At 71.1% G+C, this 23,322-nt stretch carries 24 protein-coding genes; 7 read left to right on the top strand and 17 right to left on the bottom strand.

Features of this window, described 5'->3' with window-relative positions; all coding sequences use genetic code 11:
* From KMW22_RS16040 to KMW22_RS16000, 9 genes are all read right to left on the bottom strand, one after another.
* Complete coding sequence (locus tag KMW22_RS16040; protein WP_221091036.1) at positions 1–819, bottom strand: DUF4384 domain-containing protein; 819 nt, start codon at positions 817–819, stop codon at positions 1–3.
* 492 nt (positions 820–1,311) lie between these two features.
* Positions 1,312–3,837, bottom strand: a complete 2,526-nt coding sequence (priA, locus tag KMW22_RS16035; protein ID WP_221091035.1) for a replication restart helicase PriA — start codon at positions 3,835–3,837, stop codon at positions 1,312–1,314.
* A gap of 211 nt (positions 3,838–4,048) precedes the next feature.
* The gene (locus tag KMW22_RS16030) at positions 4,049–4,624 is read right to left on the bottom strand and encodes a 3'-5' exonuclease (protein ID WP_221091034.1); all 576 of its coding nucleotides are present in this window, start codon (positions 4,622–4,624) and stop codon (positions 4,049–4,051) included.
* On the bottom strand, positions 4,615–5,424 hold the full coding sequence (locus KMW22_RS16025) for a nucleotidyltransferase domain-containing protein (protein WP_221091033.1): 810 nt from the start codon (positions 5,422–5,424) through the stop codon (positions 4,615–4,617). The genes KMW22_RS16030 and KMW22_RS16025 overlap by 10 nt, the downstream gene beginning before the upstream one ends.
* Positions 5,412–6,701, bottom strand: coding sequence for an AAA family ATPase (locus KMW22_RS16020; RefSeq protein WP_221091032.1), 1,290 nt, complete (start codon positions 6,699–6,701; stop codon positions 5,412–5,414). The genes KMW22_RS16025 and KMW22_RS16020 overlap by 13 nt, the downstream gene beginning before the upstream one ends.
* Positions 6,698–7,534: a TIGR02452 family protein gene (locus KMW22_RS16015; RefSeq protein ID WP_221091031.1), complete on the bottom strand. Its 837-nt coding sequence runs from the start codon at positions 7,532–7,534 to the stop codon at positions 6,698–6,700. Before KMW22_RS16015 ends, KMW22_RS16020 begins: the two co-directional genes overlap by 4 nt.
* Positions 7,531–8,157: an RNA ligase family protein gene (locus tag KMW22_RS16010; protein WP_221091030.1), complete on the bottom strand. Its 627-nt coding sequence runs from the start codon at positions 8,155–8,157 to the stop codon at positions 7,531–7,533. The genes KMW22_RS16015 and KMW22_RS16010 overlap by 4 nt, the downstream gene beginning before the upstream one ends.
* A gap of 82 nt (positions 8,158–8,239) precedes the next feature.
* On the bottom strand, positions 8,240–9,118 hold the full coding sequence (locus KMW22_RS16005; RefSeq protein WP_221091029.1) for a nucleotidyltransferase domain-containing protein: 879 nt from the start codon (positions 9,116–9,118) through the stop codon (positions 8,240–8,242).
* Complete coding sequence (locus KMW22_RS16000; protein ID WP_221091028.1) at positions 9,115–9,846, bottom strand: hypothetical protein; 732 nt, start codon at positions 9,844–9,846, stop codon at positions 9,115–9,117. The genes KMW22_RS16005 and KMW22_RS16000 overlap by 4 nt, the downstream gene beginning before the upstream one ends.
* Before the next feature lie 362 nt (positions 9,847–10,208).
* Between KMW22_RS16000 and KMW22_RS15995 the strand changes: the two genes are divergently transcribed.
* Positions 10,209–11,054: a metalloenzyme domain protein gene (locus KMW22_RS15995; protein ID WP_221091027.1), complete on the top strand. Its 846-nt coding sequence runs from the start codon at positions 10,209–10,211 to the stop codon at positions 11,052–11,054.
* Between the two features lie 164 nt (positions 11,055–11,218).
* Here the strand turns inward: KMW22_RS15995 and KMW22_RS15990 are convergent, their stop codons facing one another.
* From KMW22_RS15990 to KMW22_RS15980, 3 genes are read right to left on the bottom strand one after another with little or no spacing between them, the layout of a single operon-like run.
* Positions 11,219–11,839 carry a phosphoribosylanthranilate isomerase gene (locus KMW22_RS15990; RefSeq protein WP_221091026.1) on the bottom strand — a complete coding sequence of 207 codons (621 nt, stop codon included), beginning with the start codon at positions 11,837–11,839 and terminating at the stop codon, positions 11,219–11,221.
* The gene (locus tag KMW22_RS15985) at positions 11,836–12,078 is read right to left on the bottom strand and encodes a hypothetical protein (protein ID WP_221091025.1); all 243 of its coding nucleotides are present in this window, start codon (positions 12,076–12,078) and stop codon (positions 11,836–11,838) included. The genes KMW22_RS15990 and KMW22_RS15985 overlap by 4 nt, the downstream gene beginning before the upstream one ends.
* 5 nt (positions 12,079–12,083) lie before the next feature.
* Positions 12,084–12,485 carry a winged helix-turn-helix transcriptional regulator gene (locus KMW22_RS15980; protein WP_221091024.1) on the bottom strand — a complete coding sequence of 134 codons (402 nt, stop codon included), beginning with the start codon at positions 12,483–12,485 and terminating at the stop codon, positions 12,084–12,086.
* A 78-nt stretch (positions 12,486–12,563) separates the two neighbouring features.
* Here KMW22_RS15980 and KMW22_RS15975 point away from each other — a divergent pair, with 78 nt between their 5' ends.
* Complete coding sequence (locus KMW22_RS15975; RefSeq protein ID WP_221091023.1) at positions 12,564–13,325, top strand: SDR family oxidoreductase; 762 nt, start codon at positions 12,564–12,566, stop codon at positions 13,323–13,325.
* 60 nt (positions 13,326–13,385) lie between these two features.
* Entirely contained in the window at positions 13,386–14,648 is a 1,263-nt protein-coding gene (locus KMW22_RS15970) for a phosphotransferase (RefSeq protein ID WP_221091022.1), read from the top strand.
* A 207-nt stretch (positions 14,649–14,855) separates the two neighbouring features.
* On the opposite strand, the gene KMW22_RS15965 is transcribed toward KMW22_RS15970, so the two are convergent.
* The 5 genes from KMW22_RS15965 to KMW22_RS15945 all read right to left on the bottom strand — a co-directional run bounded on the left by KMW22_RS15965 (position 14,856) and on the right by KMW22_RS15945 (position 20,253).
* A complete protein-coding gene (locus tag KMW22_RS15965; protein WP_221091021.1) occupies positions 14,856–16,706 on the bottom strand; it encodes a S1 family peptidase in 1,851 nt (616 codons plus the stop codon).
* 382 nt (positions 16,707–17,088) lie between these two features.
* The gene (cobT, locus tag KMW22_RS15960) at positions 17,089–18,156 is read right to left on the bottom strand and encodes a nicotinate-nucleotide--dimethylbenzimidazole phosphoribosyltransferase (RefSeq protein ID WP_407928453.1); all 1,068 of its coding nucleotides are present in this window, start codon (positions 18,154–18,156) and stop codon (positions 17,089–17,091) included.
* Between the two features lie 4 nt (positions 18,157–18,160).
* Positions 18,161–18,787, bottom strand: a complete 627-nt coding sequence (locus KMW22_RS15955; protein ID WP_221091019.1) for a histidine phosphatase family protein — start codon at positions 18,785–18,787, stop codon at positions 18,161–18,163.
* Positions 18,788–18,805: 18 nt separating this feature from the next.
* Positions 18,806–19,540, bottom strand: coding sequence for an adenosylcobinamide-GDP ribazoletransferase (locus KMW22_RS15950; RefSeq protein WP_328774728.1), 735 nt, complete (start codon positions 19,538–19,540; stop codon positions 18,806–18,808).
* Positions 19,541–19,578: 38 nt separating this feature from the next.
* Entirely contained in the window at positions 19,579–20,253 is a 675-nt protein-coding gene (locus tag KMW22_RS15945; protein WP_221091018.1) for a metal-dependent transcriptional regulator, read from the bottom strand.
* Positions 20,254–20,343: 90 nt separating this feature from the next.
* Here KMW22_RS15945 and KMW22_RS15940 point away from each other — a divergent pair, with 90 nt between their 5' ends.
* The 4 genes from KMW22_RS15940 to KMW22_RS15925 are packed head-to-tail and all read left to right on the top strand — an operon-like array spanning position 20,344 to position 23,290.
* The gene (locus KMW22_RS15940; protein WP_235693051.1) at positions 20,344–20,892 is read left to right on the top strand and encodes an RNA polymerase sigma factor; all 549 of its coding nucleotides are present in this window, start codon (positions 20,344–20,346) and stop codon (positions 20,890–20,892) included.
* Positions 20,889–21,158, top strand: coding sequence for a hypothetical protein (locus KMW22_RS15935; protein WP_221091016.1), 270 nt, complete (start codon positions 20,889–20,891; stop codon positions 21,156–21,158). Before KMW22_RS15940 ends, KMW22_RS15935 begins: the two co-directional genes overlap by 4 nt.
* Positions 21,155–21,982 carry a transcriptional regulator gene (locus KMW22_RS15930; protein ID WP_221091015.1) on the top strand — a complete coding sequence of 276 codons (828 nt, stop codon included), beginning with the start codon at positions 21,155–21,157 and terminating at the stop codon, positions 21,980–21,982. The genes KMW22_RS15935 and KMW22_RS15930 overlap by 4 nt, the downstream gene beginning before the upstream one ends.
* A 42-nt stretch (positions 21,983–22,024) precedes the next feature.
* Positions 22,025–23,290, top strand: coding sequence for a DUF1800 domain-containing protein (locus KMW22_RS15925; protein ID WP_221091014.1), 1,266 nt, complete (start codon positions 22,025–22,027; stop codon positions 23,288–23,290).
* Positions 23,291–23,322 lie beyond the last annotated feature (32 nt).

Below are 23,322 nucleotides of genomic sequence, written 5' to 3'. Positions count from 1 at the left end.
TTACTTGCGCACCAGCTTCACATCAAAGCGCTGGCCCGACTTGCGCACGTCCAGCGTGAGCTGGCGGCTCCCCGACACGAAGGTGCCGCTGGCCCGGTCCTCACCGTACTGGGCCTTCACGGGTCGGTAGCCCGCCGCGCGCAGGCGGTCGGCGTAGGCCACGTAGATTTCGCTCAGGCGAGCGTCCTTGGTAAAGCGCACCTGGGCCTGCCGCGCGGCGGGGTCCAGCACGGGCAGGGTGCCCAGGGCGCGGCGGGTCACCTCGTACTGCGCCACGTCACTGGTCCAGCCCTGCACCGGGGTCACCACGATGCTCAGGGCCTGGGCCAGGCCCTGCTGCCCTGTCACGGTCAGGGGCACGGCGCCGCCCTGGGTGTCTTTCACCTGCGCGATCTGCTCCAGGCTCAGCGGCTTGGGGCTGGCCACCGCCAGCACTCGGTTCAGGCCCTGGGGCAGGGTCAGCAGGAAGGTGGAGCGGTCGCCCTTGCGCGGAAAGACGCGGGTGGTGTTGGCCTTCACAAAATTGCCCTTCGCCTGCAGGCCATTGGAGGCCAGCAGGTTCACCCGGCCCTGGGGGTCAATGTTGAAGAGGTACACGTAGGCGCTCTTGTTCACGCGGGTGTAGAACTCCAGCTGGTCGCCGGGGCGGTACTGAGGCGTGCCGTTGCCGGACTGGTCACGGTTGGTGCGCACGCTGACCTGCAGGCCGCTCGGCGCTGGGTTGACGATAATGCTCTGGGCACTAAGTTGCGGCGCGGCAGCGGCGGTTCCAGCCTGGGCCAGCAGCAGCAGCGAAATGGAAAATTTGAACACTTTCATGAGGGGCAGACTGACGGTGCCGCTTGACGCCAGTCTGACTGGCTGGTCAGCTGGGTTAAGGGAGGGGCGGATGGTCAACGATTAGGACTGGTGAGCCATCTGCAGAGAGTCGTGCGACGACCACGCTGTTTTTGCCCCTCCCCCCTTGCGGGGGAGGCTGGGAGGGGGTGCGTGCTCAGCGGCCAAGACCACGTTTCGCTTGCGGCTTGCCCACCTCGCTTGAGCAGGAGCCGAACCCCGGCCAGACGGGACTGAATGGATGCCACGCCCCTCCGAGCCACGCGGTGGCCCCCTCACCCTTCCGTCGCTCCGCTCCTCCCTCCCTCTCCCACCAGGGGAGAGGGGAATACAGCAAGCTATCAGGCGAGCAGCAAGGCATTTTCACTACCCTCCGATCCTATCTGCGGCTCAATCCGAGCGAAACGGGTTTTTGGGCGTGGCGTTGACTCCCTCAACCCTGTTCCGGGTGAGAGGTGTCGGCGGCAGACCGGCTTACAGGCCGCCCCGGGGGTTCACATCCACCCGCACGCGCGCTTTCCAGGTGCGGGAGTCCAGCACGCGCAACAGTTCGCCCAGGCGGGCTTCGGTGCGGGCGCGCAGGAACAGGTGGTAGGGGTACACACCGCGCAGCCGCGCCACCGGGCTGGGGGCCGGGCCCAGCACCTCCTGGGCGGTGGCGCCGGCCCCATGCAGGGCGGCAGCGAGGTCCTGGGCAGCGGCCTGGGCTCTGGCCGCTTCGCGGGCGCTCACCTCAATCTGGGCGAGGCGGGCGTGGGGCGGGTAGCCCAGCGCGGCGCGGGCGCGTTCCTCGGCGGCGGGGTAGGCCAGCACGCCCTGGCCATCCACCACCACCTTCAGGGCGGGGTGGTCGGCCTGGAAGGTCTGCACCACCAGCATGGGCGCGCGGGTGGGGTGCCATTCGGTCAGCTGGCGCAGCAGGCGATGGTAGCGCTCGCTGGCGCGGAAGTCGCTGACATTCAGCCAGGTATCGGCCAGGGTGACCCCGATCAGGGCGAGGTCCGGCGGCGCGTCGTGCGAAAGCAGCAGTTGGGTGCCCACCACCACGCCGCTCTCGCCGTTCACCAGGGGCGAGAGGTCATCCTGCTGGTCCTTGTCGTAGCGGTAAACCGGAAAGCCGGGCAGCAGCTTGGCAACCTCCTGGGCAATCCACTCGGTGCCGGGGCCGCGCGCCTGCCACATGCGCTCGCCGCACTCGTCGCAGCGGTCGGGGGGCGGCTGGTGATAGCCGCACTGGTGGCAGGTCAGCTGCCGGGTCTGCTGGTGAAAGCGCAGCGGCACGTCGCAGTGGCGGCACTGGGGCACATGTTCACAACCCGGGCAGCGCAGCAGGGCGCTGTAGCCGCGCCGGGGGGCCAGCAGGGCCGCCTGTCGGCCGCGCTCCTGCACCTGCCGCAATACCCGGGCGAGGTCGTGGCTGAGGGGATAGCCCAGGCCACCCATCTTCAGGTGGACACCGGACAGCGGGCCCAGTTCCGGCTGTTCGGGGGGGTTGGCGTAATCCACCACATGCACGCGGGCGCGCGGGGGCGGCAGCACCGCGCCGGGGTGCGGCACACTTTCGGCGGCGGGGGCCGACCCCACGTAGGCCAGCTGCGCCCCGTGGGCGGCGGCCACCCGCGCGGCGAGGTCGGGCACGAAGGCGCGGCTGCCACTCAGGAGCTTGTGGGCGTCGCTGGCTTCTTCCAGCACGATCAAGAGGCCCAGGGCCGGCAGGGGCGCCCCCAGGGCGTGGGCGCTGCCAACCACCAGCCGGGCTTCCCCCCCCTGAATCAGGGCCCAGGTGTGCTCGCGCTGCACCTCTGAGAGGGCGCCGCTGACCTGCACGGCGCGCGTGCCCGCGTGGGCCGCCAGCCCCGAGAGCCCGTCCCAGGCGCGGCGCAGCGTGGTGTGGTCCGGGGCCAGGACCAGTACGCTCTGGCCCTGGGCCAGCAGCGCGGCCACCCGGGGCGCCAGCGCCGCGCAGCGCGCGCCCAGCCGCCCACCGTGCAGACGCCACACCGGGACGTGGGGCAGGCGGTCTGGCAACTCTGCCGGGAGGGCGGCCTGGGGCACGGCTTCAGGCAGCGGCGGGGGCGGGGCGGGCACCTCCAGCGTGTCGGCCCAGCCGCGCAGGGCCAGGGTGCCGGCCTGGGTGGGGCTCAGGGGAACGCCGTCGGCGCTGGCGCCATTGGCCCAGGCGGCGTAGGAGTCCACCGTCCCCCGCTCGTGCAGCCATGTCCAGGCCTCGGGCAGCGGGGCCTCGGCGCGCACGTAGGCGGCGCCCCCCGCGTTCAGGGCCGCCGTGACCACGCTGTTGCTGAGGCCTGCGCCCCTGGCCCAGGCGCTCAGGGTGTCGGCCGGGCCGTGCTCGCGCAGCCACGCGCAGGCCTGGGCCTGCTTGGGGGTCAGGGACGCGGGCGGCGGGGCCACCGCCTGAATCAGCGTGACCAGCCGCGAGGCGGGCGGCACCTCAGCCAGCGCGCGGGCCTGCACCACGGTTTTCAGGCGTGGCTGCGGCGTAAAGCGTTCTTCCAGCAGCCCCTGTTCGCGGATGGCGTCCAGCAGTGCGGGCGGAAAGTGCTCGGCGTCGGTCCAGCGGGTGCCGGGCACCTTGCGGGCAAAGGGGCTCAGGTCGGCGTCGTCCACCGCGCGCACCAGATGCACATAGGCGGCGGCCCAGCCCACGCCGAGCAGGTCGCCCCAGATCAGGCCCGCCGGCAGCCGGGCGTCGCGGCCCCACTCACCAATACCCTGCACGGTGGCGGGCGCCACCCAGGGCTGCCCGGGGTCGTCCAGCACATGCACCACCTCGCGCAGGCGGTGGGCGCCCCGGCCGTCCCCGGCGCCCACTACCAGCCCCACGATCAGGTCGCCACGCCAAGGCACCAGCACCCGGCAGCCCAGCGGCGCCGGCCCCTGAAAGCCGTGCAGGGGCGCAAAATCGCAGGCCACCACCGGCAGGTTCACGGCCACCAGCCACGAACCAGAGGGGGGAGCGGCGGCCGGGGTCACACCCATGAGGCTAGCGTGAAGCCAAAAGAAACGAGGTGAGCCGGGCCCTTGACGGCAGGGCCCGTGGACCGTCCGAAGGGGGGTGGGTCTGCTGCCGCGTTACCCCTCAGGCCGCTGCGCGGCCAACTCCCCTGGGAGGGGAGCCAACGCCGAACATTCCGCTCAAAGCCTGCTGTTGCCTCCCCTCAAGGGGAGGTGCCCCGAAGGGGTGGAGGGGTCAGCCCGAAGCCCAAACCCCGTCAGACCCTGACCCCGGCCACCCCCCCGCTCGCACCAGCCCCGCCACCAATGCCGCGATATTCCACGCGTCGTCCACGCCCCGGTGGTGGCGGCCTTCCAGGGGCAGACCCGCGTGGGCCAGCGCCTGCGCCATGCCGGGGCGCTTGTTCAGGCCGTGGGCCTCGGTAAACACCTTCTTGGCATTGATGTGCCGGGTACTGAAGGGGTACGGGATGCCGGTTGCCGCACACTGCGCCTGAAACTGCTTGCGGTCATAGTCGCCCCAGCTGGCCCAGGGGCGCGAATCGGTGTGGAACTCGCGCCGCAGGACGGCGCAGGCGTCCCGGAACCTCAGGCCGGCCGCCACATCCTGTGGCCGCAGCCCTGTGAGTTCCGTACAGAAGGCACTCACCGCCGAACGCTCTGGACGCACGAAGAGGGCGCGGCGCTCTGTTCGTTCCAGGGTGGACAGGTCCAGCACGCACAGGCCGATTTCAATGATCTCGCTCACCTGCCCGGGGGGCGGCGGTCCGTCCCAGCAGGTGGCTTCCACATCCACGACGTTCAGGAACATGGCAACTCCCCCAGGCGCACGGCCACCACCCAGTTGCTGACGGCGCGGCGCACCTCCTCGGGCACCGCAGCGGGCAGACGGGTCGTGGCCTGTGCGTTCTCCAGGGCCCCCACCAGCCGGGCATGTTCGGCGCGGTAAAAAGACAGGTCGCCGGGCAGCGGTTCGGCCTCGCGCCCCTCCCGCTTTAGGGCCATCAAGTCGGTCAGGAAGGGCAGCTGGGCCCCGGCGTTCAGCACCTCCAGATTCGCCTGGACCTCGCCCGTGTTCAGCAGGTGCAGGCCGGTCAGCACCGTGCGAAAGGCGTACAGCAGCGGCTTGACGCGCGGCACCGGTTCCTTTTCCAGCAGCTTCCATTGGTTGGCGGTAAAGCCCAGGTAGTGGTGCGCGTGGTACCGGGTCAGCACGCCCGGGGCCAGGGCCACCAGCGCCGCGTGCGCGGGCGATGTGTGCACCACCAGCGGCGAGAGCAGCTGTTCGAGGACATACCCGTTGCGCTTCAGGAGGAGCGCCGCGAACTTGTGGGCGTCATGCGTGACCAGATCGAGTTCAGTCTGGGGTCCATAAGGCGCCATCTGCATGTATTCGAGTGCTGGGTCGCTGACAATCTCAACAGTCTGCTGCTTGACGACCAGGCCCAGCACCTCGCGCAGGGGCAGCACATGCACGCCGCGCAGGTCCCAGTCGCTGTCGGGGCTGGGAAAGCCGTACAGGTGCGCGCCGCTGACGGTGGCAAAGACCAGCGGCCAGGGGTGGTCGGCGGCGGCGGCGGCCAACTGGGGCGGGAAAGTTAAAGCGTCCATGTTTCCTCCTCTGGGCCGCGCAGGATGACCTCGTGGGCTTCGGACACCTCGGGGAAGTCCAGAGCCCGGAACTGGTCGGCCAGCACGGCGGCGGGCACTGGCTGGGGGCGGGCGCGGTTGCGCGCGGCGGCCAGGGCAGGCGGGGTCCAGGCCACCACGATCCGAGTCAGGGCGCCGTAATCGCGGCCCAGGCCCAGCACCTGCGCGCGGCCACTGCGCCGCAGGCTGGTGGCGTCCCAGACCACGTGGGCCCCCCGGCGCAGCCCGGCCCGCAGCGCTTCGCGGGCAGCCTGCATGACCTGCCCACTGACCCAGGCGCCGTGCTTAGCGCCGTGGCGGCCCCCACCCAACTGCGCGCGCAGGTCGTCCAGACTGATCACCTCGGCATCTGGAAACGCTGCGGCCAGGGTGGATTTGCCGCTGCCACTGGGGCCGCACAGCACGGTCAGGCGGGGAAAGCCGTGCCGGGCGGCGTCCTGCACGCGGGCCGCCGCCTCGTGGGGGGTGTGAATGCGGCCCGCCTCCCAGTCCTGCAGGCCGCGCCCTGCGGCCAGCGCCTGCAGGTCCGGGCTGGCCCCGGGCAGCAGCGCCGCCACCTCGGCGCGGAAGGCGGCGAAGGGATCGCCCCCCGCCCACACCCCCAGGTCCTGCGCGGCGAGTTCCAGCAGGTCGGCGCTGTCCTCGCCGCGCGCCGCGTCGCCACTGAGGACCACGCGGCCCCGGGCGTCGGCGCGGGCCAGCCGGGTCAGCAGGGGCAGCGGCGCCCGCCGGGCCAGGGCCGGCACGCCCCGCGACCAACCACTGTTCAGCCCGTCGCCGTCCAGCGCGCGGTGCAGGCTGTGGTGTTCGGCCACCAGAGCCAGGACCTTCAGCAGCAGGACTGGGGCTATCCCGGTGTCCAGCAACCGGAAGGCCAGTTCGTCACGCCCCCGCCGGGCGTGCTGCGGCGAGCGGATGCGCAGGGCCCCCGTTTCATCGGGCTCCTCACGGGTGGTGCGCGCCTTGCCCAGGTCATGCAGGGCGGCGGCCAGCAGCAGCGCGGCGCGGTCCTCGCCCCCCAGCCCCGCTTCATCGGCCAGGGCGTGCGCGTGGGCCACCACCAGGGCGCTGTGGGCAGCCACGGAGCCCTCGGCGTGCCACTGGGGGTCCTGCGGGGTGTCGGGCAACCGGGCCAGCAGCGGCACAAAAGGGGTGAAGGCCGCGCTGATGGTCTCGAAGGTCAGCGGCCGGCCCTCCGCCAGCAGGGCCAGCACGTCGGGAACGGCAGGGGGGCTCATGGGGCCCCCAGGACGGCCTGAAAGGCGCCCAGCACCGGCTGGCCCGGCTGCCGGTCATAGACCGCGAACGTCACCTGTTCAAACACGCCCCGGGCCTCTTGCGCCAGCAGGTCGCGGAAGACAGTCGCCACCTGAAGCGGATCATTCTGAAACACGCCGCAGCCCCAGGCCCCCAGCACCAGCCGGGTCTGGCCAGTCAGGGCGGCGGCGCCCAGCACCAGCGCGGCGCGGCGGCGCAAAGCGGGCAGGACCTCGGCCCGGCGCGCCGGCTCGTTCTGGGCCACCGCGCCGGCATTAGGGGCGGGGGCCGTTAGCACGTTCACCGTGACCGGCTGGGCCAGCAGCGCGCCGTGGTCGTCCCGGAACACGGGCACCTGCGGGCTGTAAATCAGGTGGTCGGTGTACAGCGCGGAAGGTTCCTCACGGTTGGCGGCGTAATAGCCCCACACCGGCGGCGCAGTCAGCGACAGATAGAGCCCGCTGCACCGGCACAGATCTTCCTCCTGCGAGAGGCTGCCCTTCAGGAACCCGCCGCCCGGATTGCGCGCGGACGCAAAGTTCAGCGCCAGGACTTCGGGGCCGCTGGCGCGCAGGCGCCGCGCCGCCGCGAAGGTGGTTTCGGGCGTGACCTCGGTGCGGGTGGCCCAGCGGTCCCGGGCCCCGGGCAGCGCGGCCAGCAGCGTGGGCGCCTCAGCGGGCGTCAGCAGCCGGGTGCCGGCCAGCATGGGGCCTGGGTCGGGCAGGGTAATGGGCTGACCGTTCAGCGCGTAGCCGCCCCCGTCCAGCAGGGCCAGCGTCTCCTGCGCCATCTTCACGCGGGCGGCGTTGTTCATGGCGTCTCCTTCAGCCCGTTGGCCTCCACGGGCTTGCTGAGCCAGTGGACGTCCGTTTGCACGTGCCCCCGGCGCACCCATTTGGCCACGCAGCGCCCAAAGTCGGCATACGGAATCTCGCCGGTCACGCGCACCACGTAGCCTTCCATCTGCTCGGGGTCCACTGGCAGGGCGCGCAGGGCGGCCTCGTCCCAGGGGCCCCGGTACAGTTCGCGCGGCGTGGGCACCCCCACCTGCTGGGCCCAGGCCCGCACCTCGTCCCAGGGGCGCGACACGTTGTGCTCGTCCCACACGGAAAACAGGTAGAAGTAGCCTTCCAGATCGGCGTAGCGCAGGCTGTGCACGGCATACACATTCTCGCCGCACAGGCGCCAGCCCGGGGGGATCTCGTGACCAAAGCGGCCCCGCTCGGCCTTGACCCAGGTGCGCGAGGGGTGCGGGCGGGTATCCAGGCTGCGCGCGTGGAGGTCTTCGCGGTAGAGGCTGGTGTTCTCGCCGTCCAGCTTCTCGGTCACCACGACCTCGTGGCCGCTGAAGCCGCAGAGGTCAGGAATGCGGCGGTCGTCGTTTTGCAGCCCGGGTGACCAGGGCAGGTGGGGGGTGGAGGGGTATTTGATTCGCATGGGGCATCACTGCCCGTTACCCTACCGGGCACCGGCGAGGAGCGACATCGGCCATGCGTCGCGCCGAGGCACGCGATCTGGCCTACCAGTCCAGCGCTGCCCGCCGCGCATCCACCAACCAGCGTTCCACCGCCCCAAAGTCCGGACGGTCGGGCAGGCCAGTGTGCGCCGCCGCGTGCTCAAAGTCGCGCTGCAACTGCGCCCGCCAGCGGTCGGCCTCAGCCCAGGTCATCTCGCCCGTTTTCACCGCCAGCAGCGCCGCGCGGTGCTCGCCCACGTCCACTAGGATCTCGCCCGTGCGCAGGGCGTGGGCGCCGCTGAGCAGCAGCCGCAGCAGATGCATTACGTGTTTGGGCCGCACCTCGCCGTGGGTGCGCCGGTCGGCCTCCATACGGCGAAACTGCGCCTGCACATATTCACCGTAGGTCTGCGCAATACGGCGGCTCAGGAAAGCGCTCCGGATGTTCAGCAGTGCCCCGGCCACGGGCGTCACCGTCACCCGCTGCGGCGAGGCCAGCACCTCCAGCACGTTGGGGTTGGCCTTCAGGGCCAGCAGCACGAATTTGCGGGCCTCCCAGTACACCTCCTCGGTGCCGGGGGCCGCAAATTCCAGCTGGGGGGGCACCTCGCCCAGGCCCCAGTGCAGCCGCGCGGGCGGCAGGTAAAAGCCGCGCAGGTCGGTGTCCGAGGTGTCGGTGCTGAGGCCAAAGGCCCGGCTGCCCATCACGCAGGCGTACTGCACGTAGGGGCGCAGGTCCTCGTGAACGGGCGGCGGATGGAGGTCCGGGCGCATCACTTTCAGGTGCACGCGGTTGACCCCTACCACCTGCCCAGCAAAGTCCACCTCGTACACACTGCCGGCCTGGGGCGCGGCCACAATTACGCCAGCGGTGCCGGCCGGGAGGCCAGCCTGCGGCGCATGCAGCGTGACAGGTGTACCGGGGGGCAGGGGGCGGCTCATGGGGCGTCCTGGGGCGGCAGCCACAGCAAAGCGTCACTGATGTCCTGAGCTGCAGGTCCATCGGGGTCAGCGAAGAACGCCTCTTCCAACCAGGCGCGCTGTTCAGGCGCCATCACCCACTGCGCCAGTGCCTCAGAGACAGCCACGCCATTGGGAAGCTGATGATTCATCGTTTTCCCCAGGGCCAGAGTCATGAAATTGACCTTGATAAAAAGCGCCAGATGCCAGCGAGCGGATGCACTTGAAGAAGTCCGCCAGTCGGCCAAGAGGTCTTCCAGAGGGGTGCCACCAATGAGGGCTGCGACCAGCACTTCCTCCACAGACAAGGGCACCTGGTCCGGCAGGTGCGCCAACGTCCAGCGCCACCACGCCTCCTGAAAGGCACTGAGCGCTCGCGCCTCTTCACCGCTCAAGACATATCCCTCGTCCAATCCGTACTGCACCCGTTTGCAAATCAACTCGGCATCGGGCCAGACCCATTCGCCCTGCACGGCCAACTCCAGCAGGCGAGGCAGAAAATACCGGAAATCATCCCAGCCGCCGACCGTATACAGCGCCGACGACGCGTATGAACTCAGGTGAGAGGCTGTCAGGGTTCTGAGCGGCTCACGCAGGATGAACCGGATTTCAGTGTCGTCCATGCAACAGGAGCAGGCGTCCAGAGTTGCTGGTTTTGGCACCTGGCCGAACACGTCGTAAAGCCGGTCAAGAGCTTGATTGAGCGTCATCTCTGCCTCCACAAGGAGCCTATGCCGTCCACTCCCGCCGCTGCATCCGCCAAAGCCCTGATCAACCGATGCGCTGACCCTATCCTCAGCTCCACCTCCGTGAGCCTGCTGGTCTCCGACATGGCGCGCGCCCTGGCCCCTGGGCCTGTCCATTCCAATAGATGCTGACCCCGGCGAGGGCCACATTCGCGTGGCTGGCCTGCACCCGGCCTGGGAACCCGAGGGGCCTTGATGAGCGATCTAAGCCCCGCCTGGGTGCGGGCTGTAGGACCAGCGCTCCGTGACCGTCACCGACCAGGACGGCACGGCCATAGACGCGTTCACCTGGCGCTGACGGCGCTCCTGGGCCCTATCCTTGGCCCATGACCGGGCTGCTGTGGCTGGCACTGGACGGCGTGGGGCACCCGCTGGACGCCCCGCCAGATTCGGTGTGGGACCAGGACCTGCCCACCCTGCGCCCGCTGGTGGACGCCGTCCCCGCGCTGGACGCGGTGCTGGGCGTGCCGGGACTGCCACAGTCCGGCACCGGGCAGAGCTGCTGGCTGACCGGGCAGAACGCGGTGGCCCTGATGGGCGAGCACTTCGGGCCGCACCCGGGGCCCACCCTGCAGGCGCTGCTGCGGGCGGCCTCGCTGCCCGTGCGCCTGACCCAGGCCGGGGGCCGCGCGGTGCTGGCCAACGGCTACCACCCCGCTTACCTGCAGGCGGGCACCCGGGGACCCCGCAACCGCCTGGGCTGCTTTCCCTTCGCGTTTCAGGCCGCCGGGCTGCCGCTGAACCCAGGCGGAGTGCCACTGCTGGGCGCCACCCTGGGGTTGGCCTATACAGGCCCGTGGACCGAAGAGGGGGCGCTGGACGAGATCGCCCGGCATGGCGAGGCGCTAGGGCGCGCCGCCGCCCACGTGGACCTGCTGACCGCCGACCTGTGGTTCAGCGACCTGCTGGGCCATCAGGGCGGGCCGGAGGCGGGCCCCGAGGTCTGGGCCGCCGGCCGCGCCTACCTGCGCCGGGTGGACGCCCTGCTCTGGGGGGCGCTGCAGGCCGGAGCGCGTGTGGTGCTGAGCAGCGACCACGGCAATCTGGAGAATCTGCGGGTGAAGTCGCACACCGCCGCGCGTGTGCCGTTCTTCGGGGTGGGGCTCACGCTGGCCCCCGCCACCACCATCGTGGACGGGGGGCAGGCGCTGGCCGCCGCGCTGGGCCTGTAACGCCAAAGTTATCCACAGGTTTATCCACAGGCGCTGTGGACAAGGTGTGGATAACTGGGGAACCAATCCAGGCTAAAAACCCAGAAAAATGGCGCCCAATGGGCATTTGTTGTGGTTGAGCTGGCCTGTTCCACCGCTTCCAAAGTTATCCACAGCTTCGCGTTTCACTGTGGATAACTGGGGGCTGTTAGCGTCCGCACGGCCTGAACAAAGGCCCGCACGGCGGCCTCATCCTTGACCCCGGGGCGGCTTTCCAGGCGGCTGACCGCGTCCACCCCGGCGGGCTTCAGGGTGGTGATGGCCTGCGCCACGTTGGCCGGGCTCAGGCCCCCTGCCAGCCACGCCCCGGGTGGAAAAGCCGCCCGCAGCGCGTCCCAGTCCAGGGCGTGCCCGCTGCCGGGCTCGGGGGCGTCCACCATCAGGGTGATGTGGGGAGGGTGCCACACGGCCGCCGCCGCCAGATCGGCGGGGCGCAGCACGCGCAGAACGGGATAATACGCGGCCACTGTTTCAACGTAAAGACTTGACAAAGGACCGTGAAGCTGCACGGCACTCAGGCGGGCGGCGTCGGCAAGGCGCAGCACCTCGTCCAGGCCCTGGTCCAGAAAGACCCCCACGCGCGCCACCGTGGGCCCCACACCCAGGCCCGCCTCGCGCGCCACTTGTGGCGTGACCAGCCGCTTGCTGACCGGCGCGAAGATAAAACCCAGGGCGTCGGCGCCCGCTTCGGCGGCCAGAACGGCGTCGTGCACGCTGGTGGTGCCGCAGACCTTGACCCGGATCATTCGGGCCGGGCGCTTTCCAGGGCCGCCACCCGCGCTTCCAGGGCCCGCACCTGCCGGGTCAGGGCCAGCAGCAGCAGGGCGTAGTGGTCGTACAGCTTGGGCCGTTCCATGCGCGTCTCGCCCGCCAGCCACGCCGAGAGCAGGCGCTCGGCCTCCTGCAGCACTTCGGGGTCAGGCACCTCGCGGTAGCTCCGCTGGCCCAGAATCTCGCGCGCAAAGTTCAGTTCGCGGTCGGTCATAGGTCCTATTCTGCCGCCGCCCCGGCAAAGGCGGCGCGGGCGCGCATCACGGCCGCGTAGTTGGCCTCGGCCCACAGCCACACCGGGCAGAAGGCTTCACTGAGGCTGTGGCCCAGCGGGGTCAGGGTGTATTCCACGCGGGGGGGAATGACGGGGTGCACGGTGCGGCGCAGCAGGCCGTCGGCTTCCATCTGGCGCAGGGTTTTGGTCAGCATCTTCTGGCTGATGCCGCCCACCCGCTCCCCCACCTGGGTAAAGCGCAGCGTGCCGTGTTCTTCCAGCACCTCCAGAATCAGCAGCGTCCACTTGTCGGCCACCCGCCCAATCATCTCGCGCACCAGGGCTTCCACTTCGGGAGCGGCCTTGGGCCAGGGGCCAGGAACAGCGGCCTGCTCGATACTCTCCATAGGGAGACCATAGCACTTTTGGGTGCCTTCTTCCCAAAAGAGAGTGAGGGGCGTAGGGTGCGGCCAGGAGGATTCACCATGACCATCACAGGAAAGACGGTGCTGCTCACAGGCGGCGGTTCGGGGATTGGGCGCGCGCTGGCCGAGGGCCTGCATGACCGGGGCAACACGGTGCTGATGGCGGGGCGCCGCCTGGAAACGCTGCAGGAGGTGGCCGCCGCACGTCCCAACCTGCACGCCTACGCGCTGGACGTGACCGACCCGGTGTCCATCGCCGCCCTGACCGAACGGATGACCGCCGAGCACCCCACGCTGAACGTGCTGATCAACAATGCCGGGATCATGGTGGCTGAAGACCTGCTGACCCAGCCAGACACCGCCACCGCTGAGGCCACCGTGGCGACGAACCTGCTGGGTCCCATCCGCCTGACCCACGCCCTGCTGCCGCACCTGCGCCGCCAGCCCCAGGCGACCATCCTGAACGTGACGTCCGGGCTGGCGTCGGTGCCGCTGGCGGTCACGCCCACCTACAGCGCCACCAAGGCCGCGCTGCACTCGTATACCGAATCGCTGCGCTGGCAACTGCGCGGCACGGCGGTGCAGGTGACCGAGCTGGCGCCGCCCTACGTGGCCACCGAGCTGATGCCCGGCGGCAGCCAGGACCCGCGCGCCATGCCGCTGGCCGACTTTATGGAAGAAACCCTGCACCTGCTGGACACCCAGCCGAACGCCCCTTACGTGCTGGTGGAACGCGTGCGGCCGCTGCGCCATGCCGTGGCCAACGGCACCTACGACGCGGTGTTTCGCGGTCTGAACGCTCAGCACGGCGACCCGGCGTAAGGGCGGCGCAGGCCACGTGGCCGATGTGGGCAGGCGTGGGGGTGTGCCACGCTGGGGCCCATGTCCGCGCCCCAGCGCCACACCACGCTGCACCTGATCCTGACCCACCCCGGTGAGGCCCAGGCCGCGCACCATACCCTGACGGTGCACACGCCCACGTATTACGGCCAGCACATTCTGGAGGCGGCGCAGACGCTGGGCCTGCGGGCGCAGCTGGGGCGCCGCCTCGCCTTTACGCCGCTGGGCACCCAGGACGGCGTGGCCCGGGCGCAGTGCGTGTGGCACCTGCACAGCGCCGCGCCGCTGGGCCCGGACGCGGTGGGGCCAGAGGGAGCACCAGCAGAGGTTTCCGGCTGGCGGCAGGCCGCGCTGACCCCGCCGCCCCCCATTCCCTGGTTTCACGCCGATTGGGCAGCCCAGGCCCTGACGTGGCTGGATACGGAGCTGGCGGCGCAGGCGCTGACCCGCACAGGCGAACCCGAGGTGCTCAAGCACTGGCAGATCAGCCTGCTGTGGCGGGTGCCCACGGATGGGGGCCCGGTGTACTTCAAGGCGGTGCCGGAGTTTTTTGCCCGCGAGGTGGCGCTCACCCCGGTGCTGGCGCGCGAGGTGCCAGGCGCCGCGCCCCGGGTGCTGGCCGCCGACACCGCGCGCGGCTTCCTGCTGCTGGCCGACAGCGGGGAGGCAGGCCCGGACGACCTGACCGGGCTGCTGCGCCACCTCGCCTGGGTGCAGCGCGCCAGTCTGCCGCTGCTGCCCACGCTGGGGCTGCGTGACCGGGGCCCAGCATACGTGCGCCGCTGGCTGCCCCACCTGCTGAGCGACGAGGGCTTGCAGGTGGGGCAGACAAAAGGGTTTACTGCCGCTGAGGCCGCCGCCCTGCGCACACGCCAGCCCGCCCTGGACGCCGCCCTGGCCCGGCTGGCGGCCAGCCCGCTGCCGCCCACCCTGGGCCACGGCGACCTGCACGCGGGCAATGTCACTGCCCGGGACGGCACCTTCACCCTGCTGGACTGGTCGGATGTCTGCGCCACCCACCCCTTTCTGGACGCCAACCCGGCCTACCTTGCCCCAGACGACACCCCGCCGGAGGCACTGGCGGCAGCCCGCGACGTTTATCTGGCGGCCTGGACCGACCACGCCCCGCTGGACGACCTGCGCGCCCTGCACGAGGACGCGGTGCTGGCGGGGGAACTGTTCCGCGCCCTGGGCTACGTGGACGGCATTCAGGGGGCCGTGCCCGACAAGACCGAATGGCATGCCGTGCATCTGGACCACCTGCGCCGCCTGCTGCCTGGGCAGACGGGAGAAACGCAGGCCTGAGCATCGGCGGAGAGGAGGCACACCGGCGCTGCGCGGTCAGGATGCCCATCGGACGGTCCCCGAATTCCCTGCCTTGACGTCAGCGGGGCAGAGCGGCCATAGCGGCTCCACCCAGCCCTTTTCGCGGTGCGTTGAAGCCGACCACCCTGGAACCAGGAGCGCGCCCCGGGCTTCATCACCCGGGGCGCGCTTCAACCTGAGCCTGCTTCAGCGCGAGATGGTGCAGGTTCCCAGACTCGTGCCCTTGTCACTGGAGTTCTTGTGGCTGCTCGCGTTGCCGCGCAGCGCAGCGCCACTCAGCCCACTGCGGTCAGCCACGCACACCAGGAAGCTCTTGTCGGCGCGCTGCACGATCACAGTCAGCTCGTCATCGGAGTAGTCCATCAGGGCCGTGCCGCGCTCGCTGCCGCGCGTGGCCACGGCGTCGTAGATGCCTTTCTCGTCGCGCTGGTCCAGGGTCAGGGCGTAGGTGCCCGCGTTGCCAAAGGCGACAGTCCACTTCTGGCCGGTGGCCAGGGCGGGCGGCCAGCTCAGGCCAGCGGGGGCCGGGGTCGGCGCCGAGGCGGTGCCCATGCTCACGGTGCAGGCCCCCAGGCTGGTGCCCTTGTCGCTGGAGTTCTTGTGGCTGGTGGCGTCGCCGCGCAGCGAAGCGCCGCTCAGGCCGCTGCGGTCAGCGCTGCACACCAGGAAGCTCTTGTCGGCGCGCTGCACGATCAGCAGCAGTTCGCCGTCGGCATAGTCCATCAGGGCGCTGCCCTGCTCGTTGCCGCGCGCCGCCGTGCCCTCAAAGCCGCCCTCGTCGTCCGGCGCGGTCAGGGTCACGGTGTAGGTGCCCGCATTGCCAAAGCTCACGGTCCACTTCTGGCCCGCGCGCAGGGTGGGGGGCCAGCTCAGGGTGCCCGGGCTGGGCGACGGGCTGGGATTGGGCGCCGCCTGCGCCTTGACCCGCAGGCTCACCGTGCAGTCGCCGGTGCGGGTCCCGTCGGCGCTCTGGTCCCTGAAGGTGTAGGCCATGCCGCTCCAGCTGCTGGCGCCCACGCCGTCCTCTTCCACCACGCAGCTCACATAGGACTTGCCGTCGGGGGTCCATTCCACCCAGACCACGTCCTCGTCCTCGTCGTAATAGAAGAAAGCGGCCTGGGTCTGCGACCCGTTCTTGGCGGTGCCCTTCAGGCCGCCGTCTTTCAGAGGCTCAGTCAGGTCCAGGGTCCAGGTGCCGGCGCCCGCGCTGCCGGTCACGCGCACGGTGCCGGCCACGCTGTTCTGCCCGGAGGTCAGGGCCGGGGGCCACGCGCCGCCCTGCTCCTGAACCGTATTGTTGGTGTTGGCCTGTGGGCCCTGGCTGCCGCGCTGCACCACGAAGCCCAGCACGTTGGGGGTGACCAGGCCCCAGGCCAGCGCCAGCGGGCGCATGAACGAGGTGCGCGAGTTGTTGTTGCCCGCAATCCCGGCGGTGTGCACGCCGATCAGCGCGCCGCGCTCATTAAAGGCCCCCCCGCCCGAGTTCCCGGGGCCGGTCTGGGCGTCGTGCTTGAGCCACTGGCGCCCGCTGCTTTCCAGATCCTCGCCGGTAAAACCGCCCACCGACCCGCGCGAAAACGTGAGGGTCATGCCGCCCGTGCCCTGGAACCCGAACACAAAGATGTCGTCACCGATGTTCATGGCGTTCGAGTCGCCCAGTTCCACGAAGGGCAGCTTCAGGCCAGACACCGCCTTCCTGTTCTTGTCCATGACGATCTGAACGACGGCGAGGTCCAGGTTGGGATCGGCAGCCACCACCTTGCCCCAGTAGCTGAATTCCGGCTCGCGGTCGGCAAAGCGCACGGTGCGCACCTGCACCAGGGGCGCGATCACCCGGTCATTGGCATCTCCGATGACGTGGTAATTCGTGAGGATGTAGCCCTGCGGACTGATGATGGACCCTGACCCCAGTGAGGACTGCAGCCGGCCGCTACTGTCGGCAGGAATCAGCATCACTGTGGCCTGAATGATGCGCTCGCGCACCTCCCTGGGCAGGGTCTGGGCTCCGCCCCAGGCCCACAAGAGGGTGAAGATCAACCACCCTAAAACCTTGAGGTTTCTCATGCTTTATTTAAGCGCGCGGTCAGTGCCGTGTCTAGGCGAAGTGCGCACCTTTCTCCATGAGAGAGGCAAAAAAAGGACGCACCCCCTCTTTATGAAGTCCTCATGGTGAAGGATGGGCAACGCCAACCAAGCAGAGCCGAACCTAGGGCAGTGGACATAAGGATGATGTTGGTTCTTGACCCTCTCCCCTCGTGGGGAAGGGCCTCGCGCAGCGAGGGGTGAGGGGGTTCTTTTGTCAATCGCTCTAAAGCCACCTCTCCTTCACGTCTGACAGAGGCAGCGGCGTGGATGGACAGACGCGGCGCTGGCAGCTGGGATCAGTTGCCAGGGGCGCCCAACCCCACCAACACCCGACTCACGCGCTGCCCGGCACCGCTGCCTCTTCAAAGGTGCGCATTTCGCGCAGGGTGGCGGCGGCGCCCAGCAGCAACGGCGCGGCCAGCACCCCACCTGTGCCCTCGCCCAGGCGCAAGTCCAGCCCAAAGAGCGGGGTCAGGCCCAGGTGCGCCAGTTGGGCGGCATGCCCCACCTCGGCGCACTGGCCGGCCGGAAACAGGTAGTCGCGCAGGGCAGGCGCCAGGGCCACGCCCACCAGGGCTGCGCTGCCCTCCACGAAGCCGTCCAGCACCACCACGCGCCGCAGGGCCGCTGCCTGCAGCATCATGCCCAGCATTGCGGCAATCTCGTACCCGCCAAATTCGGCCAGCACCGTCAGGGGGTCGGTGGCGGGGGTGCGGGCCAGGGCGGTGCGAATCACGGCCACCTTGTGGGCCAGCCGCTCGTCGTCCACGCCGGTGCCGCGCCCGGTCACGGCGGCCGGGTCCAGGCCCAGCAGCCGTGCGCTGATGGCCGCCGCCGGGGTGGTGTTGCCAATGCCCATCTCGCCGGGAATCAGCAGGTCGGCGCCGTCTTCTATGGCCCGGCGGGCCAGCGCGGCCCCGGCCAGGATCAGGGCAGCGGTTTCCTGCGGGGTCATGGCGGCTTCGCGGCTGAGGTCACGGGTGCCCCGGCGCACAGCGGCGCGGTGCAGGGCGGGGTGGGCGGGCAATTCGGCGTTCACCCCGGCGTCCATCACGTACACCCGGGCCCCCACGCTGCGGGCCAGGGCATTGACGGCCGCGCCGCCGGGGCCGTAGGGCGTGTCGGCCAGAAAGTTGGCCACCATCGCCGGGGTGACTTCGGGCGGAAAGGCGCTCACACCCTGCGCCGCCACGCCGTGGTCCCCGGCCGCCACCAGCACCGCCACGCCGCGCGGGTGGGGCCGCTCGGTGCCGAACACCCCCGCCAGCCGGATGGAGAGGGGCTCCAGTGCCCCCAGCGCCCCGGGCGGCTTGGTGAGCTGCGCCTGCCGGGCCTGGGCGCGGGTCATGGCGGCGATGTCGGCGGGCTGCACCGCCCCAATCAGGGCGTGAAGGTCGGTCAAGTGGTCAGGGTTCATCGCGGCCCACTGTGGCACAGGGGGCAGGCGCTGGGGTCTGGGCCGGAGGCAACAGGCGCACCAGCCACCAATCATCCCCAGCGCGCGCCAGGGTCGCCACCGTGCCGGGGGGGACAGTCGCCGCACGCAGGCCCACGGTCAGGCGCAAGAGGGCCAGCAGTGGCCCGGCGTGGGTAAAGGCCACCGCCTCGCCCGCCGGGGGCAGGCTCTCCAGCCACGCCGACAGCCGGGCGTGAAAGGCCGCCCCCGTCTCGCCGCCCGGGGGGCCCAGGGGCGAGCCCGGCTGACCCAGCGCGTCAATCCAGGTGCGGGGCGCCTCGCCGTAGAGGGCTTCCAGCTCGGCCCAGGTGTGCCCGGCCATCACACCGAACTGGGCTTCGTGCAGGGCCGGGGTGGGCACCGCTTCCGGAAACCCGGCCAGGGCCGCCGTCTGCTGCGCGCGCCGGGCCAGCGAGGTGAAGGCCAGGGTGCCGGGCGGCAGGTCCAGCAGCCAGTAGAGGGTCTGGGCCAGGGCCTCGCCACCGGGGCTCAGCGGCGCGTCCTCGTGGGAGAACGGGTAGCGCCGCTGGGCATTGGGCGCGGTGGGCGCGTGCCGCACCAGATGCAGGGTCAGCATGGCCCTCCCTCCCCTGCCCTAGCGGCCCCAGGCGTAGGCGCCCAGGGCCAGCAGTTCGGCCGTGACCACAATCAGGCCGTACACATCGCCGCTGAGGCCGCCGCCCAGGCGCCGCGCCGCAAAGGCCGCCGCGCCCAGCACGCCCAGCAGGGCGGCCAGCCACGCCACCCAGGCCCCGGGCAGCAGCAGGGTGGGGGCCGCCAGCAGCAGCGCGCCCCAGACCCGCCCCTCGCGCGAGCGCGCCCCCAGACTCTCGGCGCGGGCGGCCGGGTAACCGTTCATGGGCAGCAGCAGCAGCGCCCGCGCGCTCACCGCCGCCACCAGGGGGGCGTACGGCGGCAGGGGGGCCGACAGCAGGCTCCAGAGCAGCAGCAGGCTCAACGCGCCCGTCGCCAGCCCAAAGGCGCCCACATGCACGTCGCGCAGAATCTCCAGGCGCTGGGCGGGGGTCTTGACGGCAAACAGGGCGTCGGCGCTGTCCACCAGCCCGTCGAAGTGCAGCATGCCGGTCAGCCACAGCCACAGGCCCACGCCCAGCGCGCCCACCACCCCGGCGGGCAGCGGCGGCCCCCACCACAGCAGCGCGGCCACGGCGCCGCCCACCGCGTAGCCGGCCAGCGGGTAGTAGGCGCTGGCCCGCGCAAAGTCGCCCTCCTCCACCCGGGTGACGTGGGGCAGCGGCAAGGTGGTGAGAAAGGCCAGGGCCAGGTGCAGGGCGCGGCCCTGGCGGGCCAGCCGGTCCCGGGGCCTCACTGATTCGCCTTCACGGTTCGGCCCTCATCGATCAGCCCTCACCCGTCAGCTCCGGGCCACGTCACATGAATCTGGGCGGCCACCGCCAGGGCCAGGGTCAGGGTGTGGTCCTGGGCCCAGACGGTCAGGGTGCCCAGCGCCGTATCCACACCCTGCACCTGCACCGGGGCGCCCGGGGTCAGGCCAGCGGCCATCAGGGCGCGCAGCTGCGCGGCGTCGTCGTCGGGAATGCGGGCCACCGCCGCGTGGTCGCCAGGGGCCAGTTGCGACAGCCGCCGCTGGGGCTGCGCGGGCAGTTCGCCGTCCAGCGTGGGAATAGGGTCGCCGTGCGGGTCGTGGGTGGGGTCGCCCAGCCACGCGGCAATGCGAGCTTCCAGGCGCTCGGACAGGGCGTGTTCCAGGCGCTCGGCTTCCTCGTGCACCTCGTCCAGCGGCACGCCCAGCGCGCGGTGCAGGAACAGTTCCAGCAGGCGGTGGTGGCGCAGCACCTCCAGCGCCACCCGCTCGCCCTCGGCGGTCAGGCGCGCGCCCTGGTACGGCGCGTGCGACACCAGTCCCTGTTCGGCCAGCTTGCGCAGCATGCCCGTCACGCTGGCGGGGGCCACCTCCAGCGCGGTGGCCAGGGCCTGGGTGTTCACCTTGCCGGCCTGCCCCAGCACGTACAGATGCTTCAGGTAATCTTCCGCAGAGCGGGAGAGGGAACGGCCGGTCATGGCGCCCAGTGTAGCGGGGGGGGCCGCGCGGCCGGGTGGACGCCCGGGGAACTTTTTGGGGCCCACGCTCCTCTAACATTCGAGGTGCCCTTGAATGACCCCTACGCCCTCCTTCCAGACGCCGAACTGGCGCGCCTGGCCCTGCGCGACGAGCGGGCCTTTGAGGCGCTGGTGACGCGCCACGCGCCCGGCGTGCACCGCCTGGCCGCCGTGACGGTGGGCCCGGGCGCCGCCGACGACGTGGTGCAGGAGGTCTTTATCGCCATGCACCGCCACCTGAAGAGCTTTCGCCATGACGCCGCCTTCAGCACATGGCTGCACCGCGTGACCCTGAACGCCTGCCACAAGGCGCTCGCGGCCCGCCAGAGCCTGCCGCTGGCCGAGGGCCCCGAACCCGCCGCCCCCCACGACCCGGCCCGCGCGGGCGAGCAGGCGCAGGTGCGCGAGCGCCTCTCACTCGCCCTGGCCACGCTGCCGCGCGAGCAGCGCGAGGCCATTGCCCTGCGAGAGCTCTCGGGGCTGGATTACGCTGAGATTGCCCAGATCACGGGCGCCGAACTGGGCACGGTCAAAAGCCGCATTGCCCGGGCCCGCGCCGCCCTGCGCCACTGGCTGACGGCCGCTGGAGTGACCCCATGACCGACCCCCACCCTGAACTGGACACGCTGTTCGCCCAGGCCCGCACCCTGACCCCGGCCGACCACACTGCCGCCGCGCGTTTTCTGGAGGCCCACCGCGCGGCGCAGACCCAGGCCCGGGCCCGGCACACCCGCGCCGGCTGGCTCTCGGCGGCGCTGGGGGCCGCCGTGGTGGCGGGCGCCCTGATGCTGCGCCCCGCCGCCACCGCCCTGCCCGCCAGCGCCGCCTACGACGTCTACCAGAGCGCCTGGGGAGAGGGCTGGTGAGGCTGCTGGCCCTAGGGCTGGCCCTGCTGGGCGCGGCGCAGGCGGCAGGCCCAGAGGCCGAAATGGCTGAGGTGCTGGGCGCCCTGAAACAGGCCCGCACCCTGGCCGCGCGCGGGCAGGCCGAGGTCACGGTGCTGTTTCCGCCGCGCCCCGAACCCACCCGCCGCGCCGCCACGCTGCCCACGGTGCCCGCGCGCCCCAATCTCATCGCGCAGAACTTCACGGCCACCCGCGTGGGCCCCGACACGGTGGCAGGCCGGGCGGTCATCCGCTACGACCTCACCCCCAAGGTGGGGCAGGCGGCGCGCTGGTCGCTGTGGGTGGACACCGCCTGGAACGTGCCGCTGGCCTACGAGGAACGCTCGGCCGGGGGCGCGCTGGCCCGGCGCGCGGCCTTTGTGAAGGTGGGGGCCGCCCCGGTGCGCCAGAACGTGGCCCCGCCCGCCGTGCCGACCGGCCTGCGCGCCGCGCTGGCCCAGGCCCTGCCGGGACTGCGGCTGCCCCCAGGTTTCGTGCCCTCGGGCGTGGGCCGCCGGGCAGCGGGCATGGACATTGCCCTCACCGACGGCCTGAACACCCTGACGCTGGTGCTGGCGCGCCGGGACGTGGCGGCGGCGCCCGGGGTGGCCTCGCGCCGGGTGGCGGGCGGCTTTGTGTGGCTGGTGGGCAACCTGCCGCCCGGGCCCCTGGGCGCGGCGCTGTCGGGCATCACCCGCGCCGACCAGACGCCGCTCAGTCCTTTTCAGGTCACTCCTCGCCGCCCCTCCCCCAGCCCAGACCCGCCCCCCGGAACTTTTGCGGCCCGCGCCGACTCTAAGTTGTAGTTGCCCCTACCCTGCCCCATCCTGCCCCGCCAAGGAGCCGCCATGTCCCTGACCCCCCTGCCCCGAAAACTCACCGCCGAGGACGCCGCGCACTTTCTGCGCCGCACCGCCTTTGGCGCCACCGACGCCCAGATTCGCGCCCTGGCCGGCAAGGACGCCCGCAGCGTGGCCAAAGCCGCCCTGGCCTTTGATCAGGCGCTGGCCCCGAACAACCCCTTTGACCCGATGCAGGGGGCCTCGCCGGGCGCGGCCATTCAGCTCACGCGCGGCGCGTGGCTGTTTGAAATGGTCTACGGCCCCCATCCACTGCGCGAGAAACTGGCGCTGACCTGGAGCAACCACTTTGTGGTCGGCACCGACAAGGTGCGCAACACCCCGGCCCTGCTGGGGTATCTGGCGCTGCTGCGCCGCCACGCGGCCACCTCCAGTTTCGAGCGCTTCACGCTGGACATTGCCCAGAGCCCGGCCATGCTGCGCTATCTCGACAACGACCAGAACCGCAAGGGCAAGCCCAACGAGAACTTCAGCCGCGAACTGCTGGAGCTGTTCACCACCGGCATCGGCCCATACACGGAAACCGACGTGCGCGAGGGCGCCCGCGCCCTGACCGGCTGGACCTTCGTGGGCGGGCGCGGCAACAGGCAGTATCTCGACGAGCCCAAATTCGTGTTTCAGGCCGGGCAGTTTGACAGCGGGCGCAAAACCTACCTGGGCCAGAGCGGCACCCTGCGGGGAGAGGACATCATCCGGCTGGCCACGGCCCACCCGCAGACCGCCACCTTTGTGGCCCGCAAGCTGCACCGCGCCTTCGTGGCCGACACCCCCGACGAAGCCGCCGTGGCCGGCAGCGCCGAAACGTGGCGCCGCACCAAGGGCGACGTGGGCGCGGTGCTGGAAGAGCTGCTGAGCAGCGAGGCGTTTTACGCCAGCCGCGCGCGCATTATTCGCTCGCCCGTGGAGTTCATCGTGGGCGCGCTGCGCACCCTGGGCCAGCCGACCTTCGACGCCAAGACGCTACTCAATCTCACCAGCACGGCCGGGCGCATGGGCCAGCTGCTGCTGGAACCCGATACCGTCAAGGGCTGGGACGGCGGGCGCGAATGGATCAATGATTCCACCCTGCTGCTGCGCCTGCAGGTGGCGGCCGCCCTCACGCTGACCTCCAAGGCCCCGGCCCTCACCGAGCCCCCCAGCCTGCTCGCCATGACCGGCCAGGAGCGCCCGGCGGCGGCCGTGCTGCTGTCCAGCCTCAAGGGCCGCCAGCGCACCTACATGAGCATGATCAGCCCCGAGTTTCAGCTGGCGTGAAGGGGTTTGGGCCATGGGCGATGAGCCCCAGG

It is taken from the genome of Deinococcus aquaedulcis, from assembly GCF_019693445.1.
In the GTDB taxonomy this organism is placed as follows: Bacteria; Deinococcota; Deinococci; order Deinococcales; family Deinococcaceae; genus Deinococcus; species Deinococcus aquaedulcis.
This window is presented reverse-complemented; position numbering and strand designations above follow the sequence as displayed.

Excerpts from the sequence above, each read along its gene's own strand:
- KMW22_RS16040 (WP_221091036.1), bottom strand. The coding sequence starts at position 819 with ATGAAAGTGTTCAAATTTTCCATTTCGCTGCTGCTGCTGGCCCAGGCT.
- priA (WP_221091035.1), bottom strand. The coding sequence starts at position 3,837 with ATGGGTGTGACCCCGGCCGCCGCTCCCCCCTCTGGTTCGTGGCTGGTG.
- KMW22_RS16030 (WP_221091034.1), bottom strand. The coding sequence starts at position 4,624 with ATGTTCCTGAACGTCGTGGATGTGGAAGCCACCTGCTGGGACGGACCG.
- KMW22_RS16025 (WP_221091033.1), bottom strand. The coding sequence starts at position 5,424 with ATGGACGCTTTAACTTTCCCGCCCCAGTTGGCCGCCGCCGCCGCCGAC.
- KMW22_RS16020 (WP_221091032.1), bottom strand. The coding sequence starts at position 6,701 with ATGAGCCCCCCTGCCGTTCCCGACGTGCTGGCCCTGCTGGCGGAGGGC.
- KMW22_RS16015 (WP_221091031.1), bottom strand. The coding sequence starts at position 7,534 with ATGAACAACGCCGCCCGCGTGAAGATGGCGCAGGAGACGCTGGCCCTG.
- KMW22_RS16010 (WP_221091030.1), bottom strand. The coding sequence starts at position 8,157 with ATGCGAATCAAATACCCCTCCACCCCCCACCTGCCCTGGTCACCCGGG.
- KMW22_RS16005 (WP_221091029.1), bottom strand. The coding sequence starts at position 9,118 with ATGAGCCGCCCCCTGCCCCCCGGTACACCTGTCACGCTGCATGCGCCG.
- KMW22_RS16000 (WP_221091028.1), bottom strand. The coding sequence starts at position 9,846 with ATGACGCTCAATCAAGCTCTTGACCGGCTTTACGACGTGTTCGGCCAG.
- KMW22_RS15995 (WP_221091027.1), top strand. The coding sequence starts at position 10,209 with ATGACCGGGCTGCTGTGGCTGGCACTGGACGGCGTGGGGCACCCGCTG.
- KMW22_RS15990 (WP_221091026.1), bottom strand. The coding sequence starts at position 11,839 with ATGATCCGGGTCAAGGTCTGCGGCACCACCAGCGTGCACGACGCCGTT.
- KMW22_RS15985 (WP_221091025.1), bottom strand. The coding sequence starts at position 12,078 with ATGACCGACCGCGAACTGAACTTTGCGCGCGAGATTCTGGGCCAGCGG.
- KMW22_RS15980 (WP_221091024.1), bottom strand. The coding sequence starts at position 12,485 with ATGGAGAGTATCGAGCAGGCCGCTGTTCCTGGCCCCTGGCCCAAGGCC.
- KMW22_RS15975 (WP_221091023.1), top strand. The coding sequence starts at position 12,564 with ATGACCATCACAGGAAAGACGGTGCTGCTCACAGGCGGCGGTTCGGGG.
- KMW22_RS15970 (WP_221091022.1), top strand. The coding sequence starts at position 13,386 with ATGTCCGCGCCCCAGCGCCACACCACGCTGCACCTGATCCTGACCCAC.
- KMW22_RS15955 (WP_221091019.1), bottom strand. The coding sequence starts at position 18,787 with ATGCTGACCCTGCATCTGGTGCGGCACGCGCCCACCGCGCCCAATGCC.
- KMW22_RS15945 (WP_221091018.1), bottom strand. The coding sequence starts at position 20,253 with ATGACCGGCCGTTCCCTCTCCCGCTCTGCGGAAGATTACCTGAAGCAT.
- KMW22_RS15935 (WP_221091016.1), top strand. The coding sequence starts at position 20,889 with ATGACCGACCCCCACCCTGAACTGGACACGCTGTTCGCCCAGGCCCGC.
- KMW22_RS15925 (WP_221091014.1), top strand. The coding sequence starts at position 22,025 with ATGTCCCTGACCCCCCTGCCCCGAAAACTCACCGCCGAGGACGCCGCG.